The following is an 18,079-nucleotide window of genomic DNA, read 5'->3' as shown; positions in this document are numbered from 1 at the left end:
GTTGGTAAAACCCGCCCTTACAAGATTTACCAATTTGTGGGTGGGGGCGGGTTTATAGAGATTGTTTGGTTGAGTTAGATATTGTTGGTAAAACCCGCCCTTACAAGATTTACCAATTTGTGGGTGGAGGCGGGTTTATAGAGATTGTTTGGTTGAGTTAGATATTGTTGGTAAAACCCGCCCTTACAAGATTTACCAATTTGTGGGTGGGGGCGAGTTTATAGAGATTGTTTTTTGAGTTAGATATTGTTGGTAAAACCCGCCCTTACAAGATTTCCTAATTTGTGGGTGGGGGCGGGTTTATAGAGATTGTTTTTTGAGTTAGATATTGTTGGTAAAACCCGCCCTTACAAGATTTACCAATTTGTGGGTGGGGGCGAGTTTATAGAGATTGTTTTTTGAGTTAGATATTGTTGGTAAAACCCGCCCTTACAAGATTTACTAATTTGTGGGTGGGGGCGGGTTTATAGAGATTGTTTGGTTGAGTTAGATATTTTTGGTAAAACCCGCCCCCACAAGATTTTAGGAATCTTTAACAGGCCGCATTGTCGGGAACATCACCGCATCGCGGATGCTTTGAGTATTAGTCAAAAGCATCACCAATCTATCGACACCGATTCCCATACCCGCACAATTAGGCATTCCTAAAGATAAGGCTTGAATAAAGTCTTCATCCATTGGATGCGCTTCATCATCCCCTGCATCTTTCTGTGCTAATTGTTCCTCAAACCGCTTTCTTTGCTCTTTCGGATCGTTCAATTCCGAGAAGCCGTTCGAGTATTCCATCCCGTTGATAAATAACTCAAAACGCTCGACAAATCCAGGTTTGCTGCGATGTCCTTTGGCGAGGGGACTGACTTCTACGGGAAAGTCAATGATGAAAGTTGGCTGAATTAGTTTGGGGACTACTAATTTGTCAAACACGGCGTACAGCACGTAGCCTAAACTCTGTTGTTCTAATTTAGAAAGGTGTAATTCTAGTTTAGTTGCAGAGGCGATCGCACTTTCGAGATCCAAGCTATCAAAATCCAACCCAAACTCGTCTCTGACAGCTTCCACCATCGTTTTCACTTCCCAGTGCAGGCCTCTAAAACTGGGATATTTTTCGCTGTAGTCGAACTTGCGTTCTAAACTAATCATCTGTCCCTGATTTTCAATTTCTTTGACATCCCCAAGTACAGCCTGAGCAGCGCTACACATGACATCTTCTACCACTGCTAAAATGTCGAAGTAATCTGCATAAGCTTGGTAAACTTCTATGGAGGTAAACTCTGGATTGTGGGTGCTATCAATCCCCTCATTTCTAAAAGCTTTTCCTAGTTCAAATACTCGCTCAAAACCGCCACAAATTGCTCTTTTTAAGAACAGTTCAGGAGCGACTCGCAAATACAAATCCACATCCAAAGCATTATGGTGAGTGACAAAGGGCTTAGCCGCAGCACCACCGTAAATTGCTTGCAGTGTCGGGGTTTCTATTTCATGAAAATCGGCTTTCGAGAGATAGGAGCGGATGTTCCAGACGATACGACTGCGCAGCATAAAACGGTTGAAAGCGTCTTGATTGCTGGCTAAATCCATTTCACGATGGCGACGGCAAACTTCAGGGTCGTTAATTCCGTAATAAGCATCGGGAAATTGAATGGTAGCTTTTGATAACAGCGTGAATTCCCGCACTAAAATCGAAAGTTCTCCCTTTTGAGTGCGACAGCCGATGCCTTCGACACCGATAAAATCGCCGACATCCAGCAATTTTTTAATTTGCTGGAAGCTTAAACCGACTTCGCCCGTGACGACTTTTTTCTCAATTTTGAGTTGGATTTTGTCTGTGGCGTCTTTTAAATCGATGAAGCAAATGCTGCCGCTGTCCCGTTTGGAAGTGATGCGGCCCCCTACTCGCAGGGAAATTTCTTCGGGGTCGCTTTCTCCATTTTGGAGTTCTTTTCCCGGCTGACTAAATAATTGGCGAACTTGCAAGGTTGTGTGCGATCGCGCGTAAGATTGGCTAGGATACGGTTCTATGCCTTGCGATCGCAGTTCGTCTACTTTTTGACTGCGGACTTCGGCTTCACTGAGAGTCATTCGTTATTGCCTAATTAAAATTGCAAATATAGCAGAAGGAAGAAGGCAGAAGGCAGAACAAACTTAAAAAATCCTGTAATAGCAATGGTTTGAGCGATTTTATCTCATTCCCAGGCAGAGTTGGGTAACGAGTCAACAGACAACAGACAACAGTCAACAGCCCACACTCAAGAGCACAAAGACGGCAAAATATTAAAAAATTAAGTTGTATATCGAGTCCAAGTGGTGAGATGATCTGTAGTGCAGCCTCACGGCAGTTCCACAGAATCTGACCACTAGAGACGATCGTCGATCGAACTCGACTCATCGCACCTCTGCCAGAATCGACCACACACACTCACTCCATAAACATCAAAACCACAATTATGGCTGTTGCAACCCAATCACTCGAAGAACTCTGCATCAACTCTATCCGCTTTCTCGCCATCGATGCGGTAGAAAAAGCAAAATCAGGCCATCCTGGACTGCCGATGGGCGCTGCCCCTATGGCTTTTGTGCTGTGGGATCGGTTTATGCGGTTCAACCCCAAAAACCCCAAGTGGTTCAATCGCGATCGCTTCGTCCTCTCCGCCGGCCACGGCTGTATGCTACAGTACGCCCTCATGTACTTGACAGGCTACGATAGCGTCAGCCTAGACGACATCAAGCAATTTCGGCAGTGGGAATCGAAAACACCGGGACACCCAGAAAACTTCGTCACAGAAGGCGTAGAAGTTACTACCGGCCCCCTGGGACAAGGCATTGCTAACGCCGTCGGTTTGGCAATGGCAGAAGCTCACCTCGCAGCTAAATTTAACAAGCCCGGTAACACGATTGTTGACCACTACACCTATGTAATTATGGGTGATGGTTGCCACATGGAAGGTATTTCTGGCGAAGCTTGTTCTTTGGCCGGACACCTGGGACTAGGTAAATTAATTGCTCTCTATGATGACAATCACATCTCGATCGAAGGTGACACAAACTTAGCCTTTACTGAAGATGTCGGCAAGCGTTTTGAAGCCTACAACTGGCACGTCATTACTGTAGACAATGACGCTCTAGACCAAGATACTAGCCTCGAAGCAGTTCACAAAGCTATCGAAGAAGCTAAGAAAGTCACGGACAAACCGTCCATGATTAAAGTTCGCACAATTATTGGTTACGGTTCCCCCAACAAGCGCAATAGTTATAGCGCTCACGGTGCTGCTTTGGGTGGCGCTGAAGTGCAAGCAACTCGCGATTTCTTGAAGTGGGAACATGAGCCGTTTGTAATTCCTGATGATGCTTTGGCTCACTTCCGCAAAGCGTGCGATCGCGGTGCACAGGCAGAACAAGAATGGCAGCAAGCTTTTGATGCTTACAAAGCAGCATATCCCGCCGAAGCAGCGGAATACGAGCGCACTGTAGCTGGCAAACTTCCCGAAGGTTGGGACAAAGTTTTGCCTACCTACAACCCAGAAGATAAGGCAGATTCGACTCGGAATCATTCTGGAAAATGTTTGAATGCTTTGGCTGGCGTGTTACCTGAATTGATCGGCGGTTCCGCTGATTTGGCTTCTTCTAACATGACTTTGCTCAAGGGTGAAAAAGACTTCCAAAAAGGTCAGTACGAAGGACGTAACCTCCGGTTTGGCGTGCGGGAACATGGCATGGGGGCGATCGCCAACGGCTTGCTTCTCCACGGCGGTTTGATTCCTTACTGCGCTACTTTCTTGGTGTTTGCCGACTATATGCGCGGCGCAATTCGCCTGTCTGCACTCTCGGAAGCCGGTGTCATTTATGTAATGACTCACGACTCCGTAGCCTTGGGCGAAGATGGTCCGACTCACCAACCAGTAGAAACCATCGCTTCTTTGCGCGTTATTCCCGATTTGTATGTGATCCGCCCTGCTGATGGAAATGAAACATCCGGCGCTTACAAAGTAGCCATTGAAAACCGGAAAGTTCCAACATTAATGGCTCTGTCTCGTCAAAACTTGCCTAACTTGGCCGGAAGTTCGATCGAAGGAACAGCCAAAGGCGCTTACATTTTGTCCGACGACGGCGGCACTCCCGACATCATTTTAATCGGCACCGGTGGCGAAACATACCTCTGCGTTGATGCTGCCGAAAAATTGCGCGCCGCTGGTAATAAAGTGCGAGTAGTTTCGATGCCTTGCTGGGAATTGTTTGATGCACAAGATGCAGCTTACCGCGAATCCGTACTGCCAAAAACTGTTACAAAACGCTTGGCAGTGGAAGCTGGTTGTAGCTTCGGTTGGGGACGTTATGTGGGTGGTGAAGGCGATACCGTCAGCATCGACACATTCGGCGCTTCTGCACCAGGCCCCGTTGTGTTAGAAAAGTTTGGCTACACCGTTGAGAATGTCGTAGCTAAGGCTCAGGCGCTGTTGGGCTAATAGCCACAGCATAATTGAGTTGGGGGCGGGCTTCTGGCTTTTGCCCCTTTTTTTTGATCTAGCAGATTCCACGTTTATCTTAAGCTTGAAAGCATGGTGTCCTCTCTAGAGGGATCGGACACACCCCCAGCCCCTCTCTAGAGGGGAGCTAGATCGGACACACCCCCAGCCCTTCTAAGCGAGGGGGGCTAGATTGGACACACCCCCAGCCCCTCTCTAGAGGGGAGCTAGATCCGGTTCCCCTCCTGGGAGGGGCTAGGGGTGGGTCTTAGCCCATAGGTGTCAACTTAACGTCAAACGCACTCAGAGACTGTTGTTTGACGATTAAGGCCAGATCCCCCCTAGCCCCCCTTAAGAAGGGGGGGACAAGAGTCTGATCAAAGTCCCCCTTTTTAAGGGGGATTTAGGGGGATCTAGACTTGGCATAAAAACCAGATTTATCAAGGATTTCAGCCTTAAGTTGACACCAATGCACGGTGCTGTGCGGCGCCTGTGAGGGCGGGCACTCTTGGCACCGCCCCTACGTGAGGGCTACTATAGCTTCAGCTAACTGTTCAGGCTCCAGGGGTTTGATCAGGTGCTGTTGATAGCCACTGGCGATCGCTCGCTGGCGATCGTCTTCTGTGGCATAGGCTGTCAAGGCGATCGCCGGCAACTGTCCCCCTTGTTCGGGTGGTAGAGCGCGGATCTGTTGGATTAGGGTATAGCCATCGACTTCGGGCATTCCAATATCGCTGACGAGCACGTCGGGTTGAAAGGATTTCAGGCTTGTCAGCACTTCTGCCACAGAGGCAACTGTCAGCACTTCTGCTCCATATTGGGTCAGCAATGCGGTTAATAGCTCGCGGGTATCAAGTTCATCATCCACTGCCAGGACTCGAATTCCTGTGAGATCCAAGATTTGTTGTGGCAAATCGCCTGTCTGGTTGTTTTCCGGCTCAACATTCAGCAAGGGCAACAGCACCGTAAACGTGGCTCCCAACCCTTTACCGGGGCTATCTGCCACGATCGTGCCGCCGTGCGCTTCCACTAACTGACGGACGATCGTTAACCCCAACCCTAGCCCGCCATACTTACGGGTGGTTGAAGCATCTTCTTGCCGAAATGACTCAAAGATATACGGTAGAAAGTCAGGGTGAATGCCTTTACCCGTGTCGCTGACTGTAATTTGTGCCTGGTTGTCGATTTGCTCCAGCCGAATGTCTACCTGTCCCTGGTTGGGGGTAAATTTGATCGCGTTAGACAGCAGGTTCCAAACCACTTGCTGGAGTCGAGTCGCATCCCCAGACACCAGCCCAATTTTGGGGAGCACCGGATGAATCAGGATTGATTTGGCGACGGCTGCTGCCCTCACGGTGTCGATCGCCGATTCAATGATAAATGTCAGATTGACGGGAACCGTATCTATGCTGAGTTTGCCACGCAAAACTTTGGCAATGTCGAGCAAGTCATCAATCAGTTTGGCTTGCAGTTTGGCATTACGTTCAATCGTTGCCAGTGCTTGGGAGGTTTTAGCAGGATCGAAATTGCGAGTTTGCAGCAGTTTTGCCCAACCCAAAATTGGATTCAGGGGCGATCGCAACTCGTGGGAGAGAACGGTTAGAAAGTCATCTTTGATCCGATTGGCTCGTTCGGCTTCTGCTCTGGCCGCTTGCTCCAGTTCAAACAGGCGATCGCGTTCGATTTCAGCCTGCTGGCGATCGGTGATATCCCGTGAAATCGCCAGGACTCGTTCCACCAGCCCAGAGGCATCCAAAATTGGGCTCAGGATCACTTCCCACCATTTCGGCGTGCCTTTGGCGGTTGGACAGTAGCCGCGAAAGAGGTAGACTTCGCCTGATGCGGCCGCGGCAAATGCTTGCTCTGCCTGTTGCCGATGGTCGCCATCCCAAAAGCAGAGCCATTCGGAATTCAGGTAAGGAGCGATGTCATCAATTTCCAGCAAACACACCCCACCCGTATTCATATAAAGGAGCTGTCCATCCAGGTTTAGTACCTTGATGCAGTCTGGACTGCTCTCTAACATCCGATTCTTGAATTCTTCACTCTGTCGCAACGCTTCTTGGGCTTGTTTACGATCGGTGATGTCTTCGGCAATCCCGGCAAACCGATAAATCTCTCCTGCCCCGTCTCGGAGCGGAAAACAGCGATCGTGCACCCAACGAATACTGCCATCGGCCAAGACAAGACGGTACTCTTCATCAAATTGACCTGTGGCTGCTTTTTCCTGAAACGCTCTGGCAGTCCATTCCCGATCGTCTGGATGAATATAATCGATCCAGGCTTGTCGATCGTCATATAATTCCTGCGGGTTCAGCTTCCACAGGCGTTCATAGGCAGGACTGACATAGCACACTCGGTCTTCGGGCATCTCTTTGAACCAGAACACCGCATCAATATTTTCGGCCAACTGACGGAAGCGTTCTTCACTTTCTTGCAGCACATCGGCGATCCGTTTGCGTTCCGTGATATCGAGATCCATGCCCGCCATCCGCATCGGCTGTCCGTTCTGGTCATAAAACACTTTTCCCTGAGTGAGTGTCCAGCGAATAGTGCCGTTAGGATATACCACCCGAAATTCAATGTCATAATCTTCTCCGGTGGCGATAGTATGATTGATGTTTGCCACAACACGATCGCGATCGTCCGGGTGCAGCCGAGCCACAAACATCTCATAGGAGCCGTCAAATTCTCCTGGTTGCAGTCCAAATAAGGCTTCCAGGTTCTCTGACCATAAAATTTTTCCGGTCTGGATATTCCAGTTCCACCTTCCCATGCGAGAGGCTTGCAATGCCAAGTTTAGCTGTTCTGTGCTCTCTCGTAGTTCTGCTTCTACCCGTTGGCGTTCAATTAATTCATACTGTGCCTGCTGGTAAAGTTCCGCTTGCCGCAGGGCGATGCTCACCTGAGTTGCCAGTTCTTGGAGCAGGTCAATTTCTAGGGGCTGCCACGATCGCGGTGCAGCACAGTGATGGGCAATCAGCAACCCCCAGAACCGATCGCCGTGCAGAATGGGTACGACTAGATTGGCTTTCACTTGAAACTGAGCCAACAATTCAACGTGGCAAGGATCGATGCTGCCATCCTGAATATCAGCGATCGCCGTTACCTGACCCTGACGATAGCGTTTGACATAATCTTCGGCAAAGGCGGGATCATGGGTTATTGATTGCGATCGGCTGAATCTGAGGTACTTCTCAGCGAGGCAGGGATCGTACATGGTGGAGGAGAGCAGCGATCGCCACTCTGACCCCACTGATTCTGCCACCACCGTCCCGTTGCCATCTGGTTCTAGCCGAAAAAACAGAACGCGATCGGTGTGCAGAAATTGTTGCACCTCCCTCACCGTCGTTTGCAGAATTTCCTCCAGATCCAGAGTTTGATGTATCTTCCGGGTAATCTGGGAGATTAAGCGCTCTCGTTCGAGGGACTGTTGCAGTTGGGTGTGAAGCTGTACTTTAGCGATCGCCCCATTCACTGCCAGATGCAACCCCGCGGTCGTAATGTGCTCCTTGACCAGATAATCTTGTGCTCCTGATTTCATCACTTGCACCGCGATCGCCTCATTGCCTTGCCCCGTCACCACAATCACTGGTAAGTACGGCTGCTGCGTGAAGGATTGCAGTTGGACCAGAAATTCCAGTCCATCCAGGTCGGGTAATCGGTAATCAAGCAATAGGGCATCCGGTTGATGTTGCTGCCACAGCTCTAGCCCGATGCGCCCCAGACCTGCTTCTAGAATCGTGTAAGAGTAATCTCGATCGCGCAGCAGATAGCGACGATAGAGTTCCCGGTCTTCAGGAGAATCATCCACAATTAAAATAGTGCGCGAGAGTTGACCCATGATTACTATTAATTACTTCTCTAGGCGATCGGGCAGCGTTGTCACTTCAAACCAATAATCTACGAGCAGTTGCACCTCTCGTTTCAGTTGAGCAAAGTTGATAGGTTTAATTATGTAGCTGTTGACACCGTATTGGTAGCAGTCTTCGATATCTTTTGGATTGTTGGAAGTTGTAAAGACTACGACCGGAATGGTTTTCAGGGTCTTATCTTGTTTAACCAGGCGCAATACTTCCCGTCCATCGCTGCCAGGGAGATTTAGATCGAGCACTATCATACCAGGACGGGGCGCATTTTCAGGATCGACATAGCTACCAGTTCGATAAAGAAACGCCAATGCCTGTTCGCCATTGACGCACCGCTGGATGGGAACCACTTTGGGCGATCGCCGCAAAAATCGTTGTAGTGCCTCAAAGTCTTCGTTGCTGTCTTCTACAATATTCATTTTTATCGGCAATAGCAGTGTACGCTGCCCGTTGGGGGGTGCGGAATCTGGGTTGAAACCGCCGATCGACCTCCAAAATTTGAGATAAGTTATAGGTTATGGGTCAGAGCCGGTTTTATTCTATTGATTGTCTGTAAATCGCACCTTATGCTCTGGAATTTTTTAAATAACCTGTTATTCACCGGGAAGTATATTCCTCATGGCCACTGTTACCTGTGGCAGCGAGATTTAGTCGGACTCCACATAGTCTCTGATTCGCTGATTGCCTTCGCCTATTACTCCATACCTCTATCGCTGCTTTATGTTGTCCACCAGCGACAAGACTTGCCCTTTCGTAACATTTTTTGGCTGTTTGGAGCCTTTATTATCTCCTGTGGCACTACTCATGTGATGGCAGTTTGGACGCTGTGGTATCCTGTTTATTGGCTGTTTGGCATCTTGAAACTAATTACCGCAGCTATTTCTGCTTACACCGCTTTCATATTAATTCCTTTAATTCCCCAAGCATTAGCTCTCCCCAGTCCCACTCAATTAGAGATAATTAATCACAGACTACAAATAGAAATAGCTGAACGTCGAAAAAGTGAAGCTAGGTATCAAATTTTAACTGAAGTTTCGCCGGTGGGAATATTTTATACTGATGCTTTAGGAAATTGTTTATACGTCAACGAACGCTGGTGTCAAATTGCTGGAATTACCTGCGAAGAAGCTTTCGGAACAGGGTGGGTAAAAAGTATTCATGCTGACGACCGTCAGCGCGTTTTTAGTGAATGGTATCGGGCTGCCCAGGAGAAATTGCCCTTTAAATCTGAGTACCGTTTTCAAAATCTTGATAACGATAGTGTCCGGTGGGTATTTGGTCAAGCTGTCGGGCAAATCGACGAGAATGGGGAGGTTAAAGGTTATGTTGGTACTATTACCGATCTTACAGAACGCAAGCAAATAGAAGAGGAAAATCGACTGCTAAATGAAAGTTTGGAGCGTCGAGTTACTCAGCGCACTAATGAGATAGAAATTGCCAACCAACAATTGCAAATAGAAATCGCCGAACGTCAACAAATATCGACAGCTTTGTTGGAATTAACCCAACTACAAAAGGCGATTCTTAACAGCGCTAATTACACAATTATTTCCACAGATGCCGACGGTGTAATTAAAACATTTAATCGGGCAGCTCAGCAACTTTTAGGCTATTCCGTAGAGGAAGTTGTGGGTAAATTAACACCAGCAATAATTCACGATCCTGTGGAGGTGGAGCAGAGAGCTGAAGTTCTTTCTCAAGAATTGGGAGTAAAAATAGAGCCGGGATTTGAGGTTTTTGTGACCTTACCCATTCGGGGAATTGCTGACGAGAATGAATGGACTTATATTCGCAAAGACGGTTCGGGGTTTCCGGTGCTGCTATCGGTTACTGCTTTATATGACAGCGAGGGAAATATTAACGGTTTTTTGGGTATTGGTCAGGATATTACTGCACGCAAGCAAGCTGAAAAAGAGGTGCGGGAACTGAATACTGCTATGCAAAATGCCGTGGAAGGTATTGGGAGGCTGGATATTGAGGGACGCTACTTGAGTGTTAACCGCGCTTACGCTCATAAATTTGGCTACGAACCAGAAGAAATGATTGGGATGGCAGGGAAGCAGATTGTACATCCTGACGATGTTGAGATGTTGATGTTAGCCGAGCGGGAAATGCTGATTTCTGGAAAAGTAGAAGTTGAAGCTAGAGGTGTGCGGAAAGATGGCTTGTTTTTTTACAACCAAATCACCATGGTAAAAGCTTATGACGAACAAGGGATCTTTAACGGACACCATTGTTTTATGAAAGATATCACTGAGCGTAAACTAACGGAAAGAGCGTTACAGGAAAGTGAATTTCGATACAGACAAATAGTGGAATTAGCTGAAGAAGGTATTTGGGTAATTGACAGCAATGCTCGCACTACTTACGTCAACCATGCCATGGCCCGAATGCTCGGTTATACAGAGTCAGAAATGTTGGGAAGGCGGATTTTTGATTTCATGGACGAACAGGAACAACAGCTAACTAGCCAATATATGGAGCGGCGCAAACAGGGAATTAGTGAAAAACACGAATCTAAGCTTAAGAGTAAGGATGGTAAAGATGTTTGGACTTATATTTCTACCAGTCCGGTTATGGATGAATTGGGTTGTATGCTGTCTTCCTGTGCCTTGGTTTACAATATTACAGACCGCAAAGAAGTAGAGCAGCAAATGCTGCAAATTACAGAAGATTTGAAGCGTTCTAACGAGGAATTAGAACAATTTGCTTATGTGGCTTCCCACGATTTACAAGAACCTCTAAGAGCTGTTACCAGTTACACTCAATTATTGGCTCAGCGTTATCAAGGTAATTTGGATGCTAAAGCAGATAAATATATTAATCATATTGTTGATGGTGCCTCCAGAATGCAACAATTAATTAATGATTTGTTAGCTTATTCGAGATTGGGATCTAGGGCTCAGGAATTTGAAATTGCTGACTGCAACGCTGCGGTGGAGCAAAGTTTGTGCAATTTGCAAATTGCGATCGCCGAAAAGCAAGCTGTTATTACTAAGGATGTGATGCCCACGGTGATGGGAGATGAATTTCAACTGGTGCAATTATTCCAAAATTTGATCGGTAATGCCATCAAATTCTGCCGCGAAGATGTCCCCATAATTCATATTGCTGCTATCATACAAGATGATGAATGGCTGTTCAGTGTCCGCGATAACGGCATTGGCATCGATCCAGAGTATGCCGATCGCATTTTTATCATTTTTGGGCGCTTGCACTCCCGTCGCGAATATTTAGGTACTGGCATAGGTTTGGCAATCTGTAAGCGAATTGTTGAACGCCACGGCGGACGGATCTGGGTTGAGTCTTGGCCGGAAGAAGGCGCTACTTTTTACTTTACTATTCCGATCGTTAATAGTTGCAACATCAAAATTTGAATATTTTTTTTAGATCGTCATCAGGATAAGCAAATTATGAGTGGTCATACCCAAGTTAAACCCATAGAAATTTTGTTGGTTGAAGATTCTCCCAGTGATGCTGACTTGGCAATGGAAGCCCTCAGCAACGGTAAAATTTTAAATAACTTGCATTTTGTCGAAGATGGAGTAGAAGCGATCAAGTTTTTACGAAAAAAAGCACCCTACATGGAAGTACCGCGTCCCGACTTAATTTTGCTGGATTTGAATTTGCCTAAAAAAAGCGGTGTAGAAGTCCTGAAAGAAATTAAGACAGACCCCAATTTAAAACTGATTCCAGTATTGATTCTCACCACTTCAGCAGCCCAAGAGGATATTATCAAGTCCTACTCGCTCCATGCCAACTGTTATATTACAAAACCCGTAGATTTCTTACAATTTACTAAGGTAGTTAGGTTAATTGAGGAGTTCTGGCTAGCAGTGGTCAAACTTCCCATCGTTTAATGGATAGAATAGTTATCGGGGTGGTGTAGACCCTTGCCAAACTCTAATTTTCAAGTTACAAATAGAAGGGTAAAGCAAAATAGTTTAAGATTGTATTTGCCCGGTGGCAATCTGAGGATAAATAACATCAAGGCTATGTGGATTAAGATTCTGTTGGTAGAAGACAATCCGACTGACGCTGATTTGCTTGCAGAACTGTTAGAAGCATCTGTAGGAGTGGAGTGGGAACTGGTGTGCGTTGAGTTCCTACACTCGGCGATCGCACATCTGAGCAAACAATCTTTCGATCTAGTTTTGCTCGACCTTTCTTTGCCCGATAGCCACGGTTTGGAAACCCTAACTCGCTTGCGAGAAGTGGCCCCGGATACGGCAGTGGTGGTAATGACAGGGTGGGATGATGAGGCCGTTGGACTCAAGTCTGTGCGCTTGGGCGCTCAAGATTACATAGTAAAAGGTCAAATTACTACTCAATTGTTAGTGCGCACAATCCGTTACGCTATTGAACGTTCGCAAACTTTTCAAATGCTCAGGGAAAGCGAGCGACGTTTTCGGGCGATTTTTGACTCCTCATTTCAACTGACAAAGCTGCTGACTCCCGATGGAATTGTGCTGGAAGTTAACGAGACAGCTCTAGAGTTTACAGGAATGCGATCGCAAAATATTGTGGGCTACCCGATTTGGGAACAGCCGATTTGGCAACAGTCACCCAATGCTAAAGAACAATTAAAAGAAGGAATCACCAAAGCTGCTGGCGGCGAATTTTTTCGCAAAGAAATAGACTTGTTAGGAAAAAGCGACCAAATTGTGACGGTTGATTTCTCGCTCAAGCCAGTCAAAAATGACACAGGACAAGTGTTGCTGCTGATTGCTGAAGCACGGGATATTAGCGATCGCAAGCGAGCTGAAGCCGAAATTCTCAAAACCCTGGCACGAGAAAAGGAACTTTCAGAACTCAGAGCTAAATTTGTGAGCATGGTTTCCCATGAGTTTCGCACCCCCCTGACAACTATCCAATTTTCCGCTGGATTGCTACAAGATTACAGCTCAAATTGGTCTAGCGAGAAAAAATCCACTCATTTTGTGCGGATTCAACTAGCGATTCAACGCATGACAGAATTATTAGAAGATATCCTAGTAGTAGGTAAAATCGAAGCCAATACACTACAGTTTCAACCAGTTTCCTTAAACCTGGAAAAATTCTGCCGTCAGATTATAGAAGAACAACAACTCAATGATAGCAACCAACACCCCATCGCCTTGATGGTCTCCGGCGACAACACCAAAGCTCAAATGGATGAAAAACTACTCAGGCAAATATTGGGAAATTTACTTTCAAATGCCCTCAAGTATTCTCCAGCCGGAACCTCAGTAGATTTACACCTAAAAACTCAAAATGGAGAAGTTATTTTTCAAATTGAAGACCGAGGAATCGGGATTCCTAAATCCGACCAAAAGCGAATTTGGGAAACTTTTTATCGCGCTACAAATGTGGGCAATATTTCGGGAACAGGTCTCGGTTTACCAATTGTAAAAAGAGCTGTAGAACTCCACGGTGGCCAAATCTCCATGCACAGTCAAAAAGGGAAAGGTACAACTTTAAAAGTCACCCTACCTTTAATTTGTAATTCTGCCCAAAATAGCTAATTAGTCCGTGGTTAAAATAATCTAAAAACACACAATTTAAAAACTGGATAAATTCAAAAATTAACTTCAAAAAATCACAGGAAACATAACTATGGCAAAAATTTTGGTAATAGAAGACGAAGCAGCGATTAGAGAAAATATTTTAGACTTGCTAGAAGCCGAGAATTTTGTATCCCTAGGAGCTGCTAACGGCAAAGTCGGTATCAAAATGGCGATCGAACATATGCCGGACTTAATTTTGTGCGACATGATGATGCCAGAAATTGACGGTCATGGTGTCCTCAAAGCATTGCGATCAGAGCCTTTAACGGCAACAATTCCGTTTATTTTTCTGACAGCAAAAGCTGAAAAAACAGACATTCGCCTAGGGATGGAACTGGGAGCAGACGATTACATAACCAAACCTTGTACGCCACAAGAACTTCTAAAAGCTGTTGCTATTAGACTGGAAAAACACAAAGCAATTAGCAGTCAATCCCAAAAAAAACTTGACGATTTACGTTCCAATATTAGTACGTCCCTACCTCACGAATTGCGCACTCCATTGAATGCAATTCTCGGTTTTTCTGAACTGATATTGTCGGAATATAAGCTTTTTGAGGAAGCGGATATCTTAGAAATGGTCGGTCACATCCAAATTTCCGGCCATCGCTTGTACCGACTAATTCAGAATTTTTTGCTATATACAGATCTGGAAATATCAGCAACCAATCCCGAATTAATTAAGGAGATGCGAAACAGCAAATTTAGCTGCGTAGAATCTTTGCTATCGGAAAAAGCGCGGCAGCAAGCAAAGCTGGCTAATAGAATAGACGATTTAAAATTAAGCTTGCAAAATTCATCGGTAGCAATAGATTCTGTGAAGCTGACAAAAGTTCTTGAGGAACTCCTGGACAATGCGTTCAAATTTTCTTCAGAAGGAACACCAGTTTTGGTGAGTGTTTGGGTGGAAAATCAGAAGTTCATTCTGTCGGTGAAAGACGAAGGACGGGGTATGACTTCCGAGCAAATTTCACAAATTGAAGCTTATATGCAATTCGAGCGCCAACTTTACCAACAAGCAGGTTTGGGATTAGGTTTGGCAATTGTGAAACGCATTACAGAATTACATGGCGGAAACTTAAAAATAGATAGTTCCCCCCATCAATCAACCATAGTCTCTGTATGTCTGCCCGTTTAAATAGAATATAGCCTTGCTTCAGTCAAACAGTGGCGATCGCTAGTTTGACACACCGTTGTATATAAATTTGAGCTACACTATCTGTAGGATGGTGTTGCAGACAGGCAGTAAATAATTCTCTAGCTTCTACAAACCTGTTGCTATGATAATATACCAAAGCTTGTTCAAAGATGGCTTTAGTCTCTAACTTTTTCTGTCGCGACTCCGGCCCATCCGCCTCAAATACTTCATAAACTGTGATCGGTCGCGATTTACCTTTAACTTTGACGCGATCGACCAACCTCAAATCATAAACTTCTTCCAACTGGATAAAAGTATTGTGAGTAATTAACATCGATACTCCATATTCTTTCGTCAAATTTTCAATGCGGGAGGCTAAATTCACTGCATCACTAATCACCGTACTATCCATCCGATTTTGCCCCCCAACAGTCCCCAACATTAAAGAACCTGTATTGATACCAATGCCAATTTGTAGCGGCTGGCGATCGGGTTGAGTGCGAGTAGTATTGTATTCATTTAGTTGCTCTAACATCACAATTCCAGCTTTCACAGCATGGTCTGCACTACCATCAAACAATGCCATAATCGCATCACCAATATATTTATCAATAAAGCCATAATTATCAGTAATTGCGGGTTCCATCCGCGATAAATAACCATTAATAAATTGAAAATTTTCTTGGGGATTCATAGTTTCAGATAGGGTTGTGAAATCACGAATATCTGAAAATAGCACCGACATTTCTTTTTGTACCTGATCCCCTAATTTCACCTCTAAAATACTTTCATATCCCAGAAAATACAGAAATTCATGGGGCACAAATCGCCCATAAGCATCGGTTAATTTTTCTTCTGCTGCTAGGGCTTTTTCTAAGTCGTCTGTGAATTGACGGCGCTCTTTTTCTACACATTGACGTTCTGTGATATCTTGAAATGCTGCGATCGCATAGACTATATTTTTTCCTTCGTCGTAAATTGGTGTCGCCCAAACCTCAATGGGCACAATCCGATCCGGGCGGTGAATTTCCGCATCATCAACACGCACAACTTCTCCTCGCAGGGCCCGAATCACCGGTTGGCGATCGATAGGATATAATTGATTAGTTCCCGCACAATAAGCTTGATAAACTTCTGGTAACTTATCAGGAATAACATCGCAAACTAAACCTTGACCAAATATCTTTGTACCGGCCGAATTCATGTAACAAGGTTTTCCCTTAGCATCTACGACAAATATCCCCACAGGCATCGCTTCCAGTAATTGAGTCAGCCGATTTTCACTTTCTGACAGTTCCTCATTTAACTTTTCTTCTGCTACTAAAGCTTTTTCCAAATCATTGGTAAACCTGAGCCGTTCCATTTCTACCTCTTTTCGCAAAGTAATATCCTCCGCAAAACCCTGGTAATAAAGCACTTCACCATTCCCATCAAAAATAGTGCGTGCATACTCAGAAATCCAAATAATCCTACCATCTTTGCAGTAAACCTGAGACTCAAACTCAGATAGAGTACCGTGGTTTTTCATCAAATTCAGAAACTCTTGACGGCGATTCGGCATCACATACAATTGGTGTTCAATATCATTAACACTTGCTATCAATTCTGCTGGCGAATCATAGCCATAGATTTGAGCCAGAGCCGGATTAGCACTAATAAAATGTCCGTCTGTCGTAGTCTGAAAAATACCTTCAAGAGCATTTTCAAATATGCTGCGATACTTCTCCTCAGCTTGAATTAACGCTGCTTCCGCTTTTTTCCGTTCCGTAATATCAGTAAAAGCGATAATCCCATCGGAAATTTCCCCTAGAGAATCATAAATTGGAGTCGCCCAACTTTCAACGGGAATAATCTTATTACCCGCACGAATTTCTACACTTTCAGTCCGCACATTTTCGCCCCGAAGTGCGCGCATAATTGGCAATTCTTCTACAGGACATCTCTGATTTGTTCCTGATTTATAAAATTGATAAATTGCTGCTTTTTGCTCGGAATTAATATGGGGTACAGTTCCTTTGCCAAATATCTCCCGCGCTTTCTGATTTGCATAAAAAGATTGACCGCTGGCATCCAGCACGCACACACCCAACGGCATCGCTTCCAAATATTGCCTCAAGCGACTTTCGTTTTCGTGAAGTGTCGCAATTAACCTTGCCTGCTTGCGACTTAATTTTGCTAATTCCTGATTCATCTCCTGAAGTTCTACTTGTTTTTCCGCAAGTTGTTTCTCCTGAAAATACTTATATATTGCCTCTGTCACTGTTAGTTTCAAATCGTCCGGCTGCCAAGGCTTAGCGATATAGCGATATAATTTGGCATAGTTAATAGCATTAGTAACTGCTTCTAAATCCGCTTGTCCAGTCAGCATAATATTCAGAGATTTCGGAGATATAGCATGAACGTTTCTTAGTAGTTCGTCTCCTTTCATATTCGGCATGATCTGATCGGAAATAATCAAAGGAACTTCATAATTATCTGCAAGTAATTGTGATAGTAACTCTAAGGCTTCTTCACCACTTTCTGTGGTCTCAATTAAATATTTATCTTCAAAGGCGTTGAGCAAATCTATTTCCAGACTATCTAGTATAGTCGGCTCGTCATCTACACAAATAATGACTGGTTTTTTCATCATCTTCCTATACCAGACTTAATCGCTGCAATTAATTCTTGATGATTCCAAGGTTTTGCTAATAAAGCATGGACGTTTGCTTGAGTTTTGGTACGTTCAATGGCATCTTTGTCAGCTTGTCCAGTCAGCATCACCGTCACAATTTTTGGATATTTTTGATGAATCTCGATCAGCAACTGATCTCCTTTCATTCCAGGCATTAACCAATCAGAGACAATCAGGAGGATATTCACCTCATCTTGACATAACTCTGCAATAATCTCCAGCGCTTCGGCTGCACTTTCAGCAAATTCATAGAGATAATGTCCGTTAAAAGCCTGTTGCAGTTCTATTTCCAGACTTTCCAGTACCGATATTTCATCGTCTACACACAGAATTGCTGGTTTAACCATGGCTAGTTTCCTCTTTTAATCTAGTATGCTGATTGGGCGATCGCG

At 45.1% G+C, this 18,079-nt stretch carries 10 protein-coding genes; 5 read left to right on the top strand and 5 right to left on the bottom strand.

Annotation, left to right across the window (positions count from 1 at the left end):
* Positions 1 to 522: 522 nt before the first annotated feature.
* Positions 523 to 2,079 carry a lysine--tRNA ligase gene (gene lysS / locus AAFP14_RS05390; RefSeq protein ID WP_341731271.1) on the bottom strand — a complete coding sequence of 519 codons (1,557 nt, stop codon included), beginning with the start codon at positions 2,077 to 2,079 and terminating at the stop codon, positions 523 to 525.
* A gap of 365 nt (positions 2,080 to 2,444) precedes the next feature.
* On the opposite strand from lysS, the gene tkt reads away from it, so the two are divergent.
* Positions 2,445 to 4,460, top strand: coding sequence for a transketolase (gene tkt / locus AAFP14_RS05385; protein ID WP_341731270.1), 2,016 nt, complete (start codon positions 2,445 to 2,447; stop codon positions 4,458 to 4,460).
* A gap of 520 nt (positions 4,461 to 4,980) precedes the next feature.
* Here tkt and AAFP14_RS05380 read toward each other — a convergent pair.
* A complete protein-coding gene (locus tag AAFP14_RS05380) occupies positions 4,981 to 8,304 on the bottom strand; it encodes a PAS domain-containing protein (protein WP_341731269.1) in 3,324 nt (1,107 codons plus the stop codon).
* Positions 8,305 to 8,316: 12 nt separating this feature from the next.
* The gene (locus AAFP14_RS05375) at positions 8,317 to 8,748 is read right to left on the bottom strand and encodes a response regulator (RefSeq protein WP_341731268.1); all 432 of its coding nucleotides are present in this window, start codon (positions 8,746 to 8,748) and stop codon (positions 8,317 to 8,319) included.
* A 147-nt stretch (positions 8,749 to 8,895) separates the two neighbouring features.
* Here AAFP14_RS05375 and AAFP14_RS05370 point away from each other — a divergent pair, with 147 nt between their 5' ends.
* The 4 genes from AAFP14_RS05370 to AAFP14_RS05355 all read left to right on the top strand — a co-directional run bounded on the left by AAFP14_RS05370 (position 8,896) and on the right by AAFP14_RS05355 (position 15,013).
* Positions 8,896 to 11,706: a PAS domain-containing sensor histidine kinase gene (locus tag AAFP14_RS05370; protein WP_341731267.1), complete on the top strand. Its 2,811-nt coding sequence runs from the start codon at positions 8,896 to 8,898 to the stop codon at positions 11,704 to 11,706.
* Between the two features lie 36 nt (positions 11,707 to 11,742).
* Positions 11,743 to 12,189 (top strand): response regulator, encoded by a 447-nt coding sequence (locus AAFP14_RS05365; protein WP_341731266.1) that lies wholly within the window; start codon positions 11,743 to 11,745, stop codon positions 12,187 to 12,189.
* A gap of 135 nt (positions 12,190 to 12,324) precedes the next feature.
* A complete protein-coding gene (locus tag AAFP14_RS05360; protein WP_341731265.1) occupies positions 12,325 to 13,833 on the top strand; it encodes a sensor histidine kinase in 1,509 nt (502 codons plus the stop codon).
* 91 nt (positions 13,834 to 13,924) lie between these two features.
* Positions 13,925 to 15,013, top strand: a complete 1,089-nt coding sequence (locus tag AAFP14_RS05355) for a hybrid sensor histidine kinase/response regulator (RefSeq protein WP_341731264.1) — start codon at positions 13,925 to 13,927, stop codon at positions 15,011 to 15,013.
* 22 nt (positions 15,014 to 15,035) lie between these two features.
* Here the strand turns inward: AAFP14_RS05355 and AAFP14_RS05350 are convergent, their stop codons facing one another.
* Positions 15,036 to 17,642, bottom strand: coding sequence for a PAS domain S-box protein (locus AAFP14_RS05350; RefSeq protein WP_341731349.1), 2,607 nt, complete (start codon positions 17,640 to 17,642; stop codon positions 15,036 to 15,038).
* A complete protein-coding gene (locus AAFP14_RS05345) occupies positions 17,642 to 18,034 on the bottom strand; it encodes a response regulator (RefSeq protein ID WP_341731263.1) in 393 nt (130 codons plus the stop codon). The genes AAFP14_RS05350 and AAFP14_RS05345 overlap by 1 nt, the downstream gene beginning before the upstream one ends.
* Positions 18,035 to 18,079 lie beyond the last annotated feature (45 nt).

This window comes from Microcoleus sp. EPA2 (assembly GCA_020882975.1).
Taxonomy (GTDB): Bacteria; Cyanobacteriota; Cyanobacteriia; order Cyanobacteriales; family Microcoleaceae; genus Microcoleus.
This window is presented reverse-complemented; position numbering and strand designations above follow the sequence as displayed.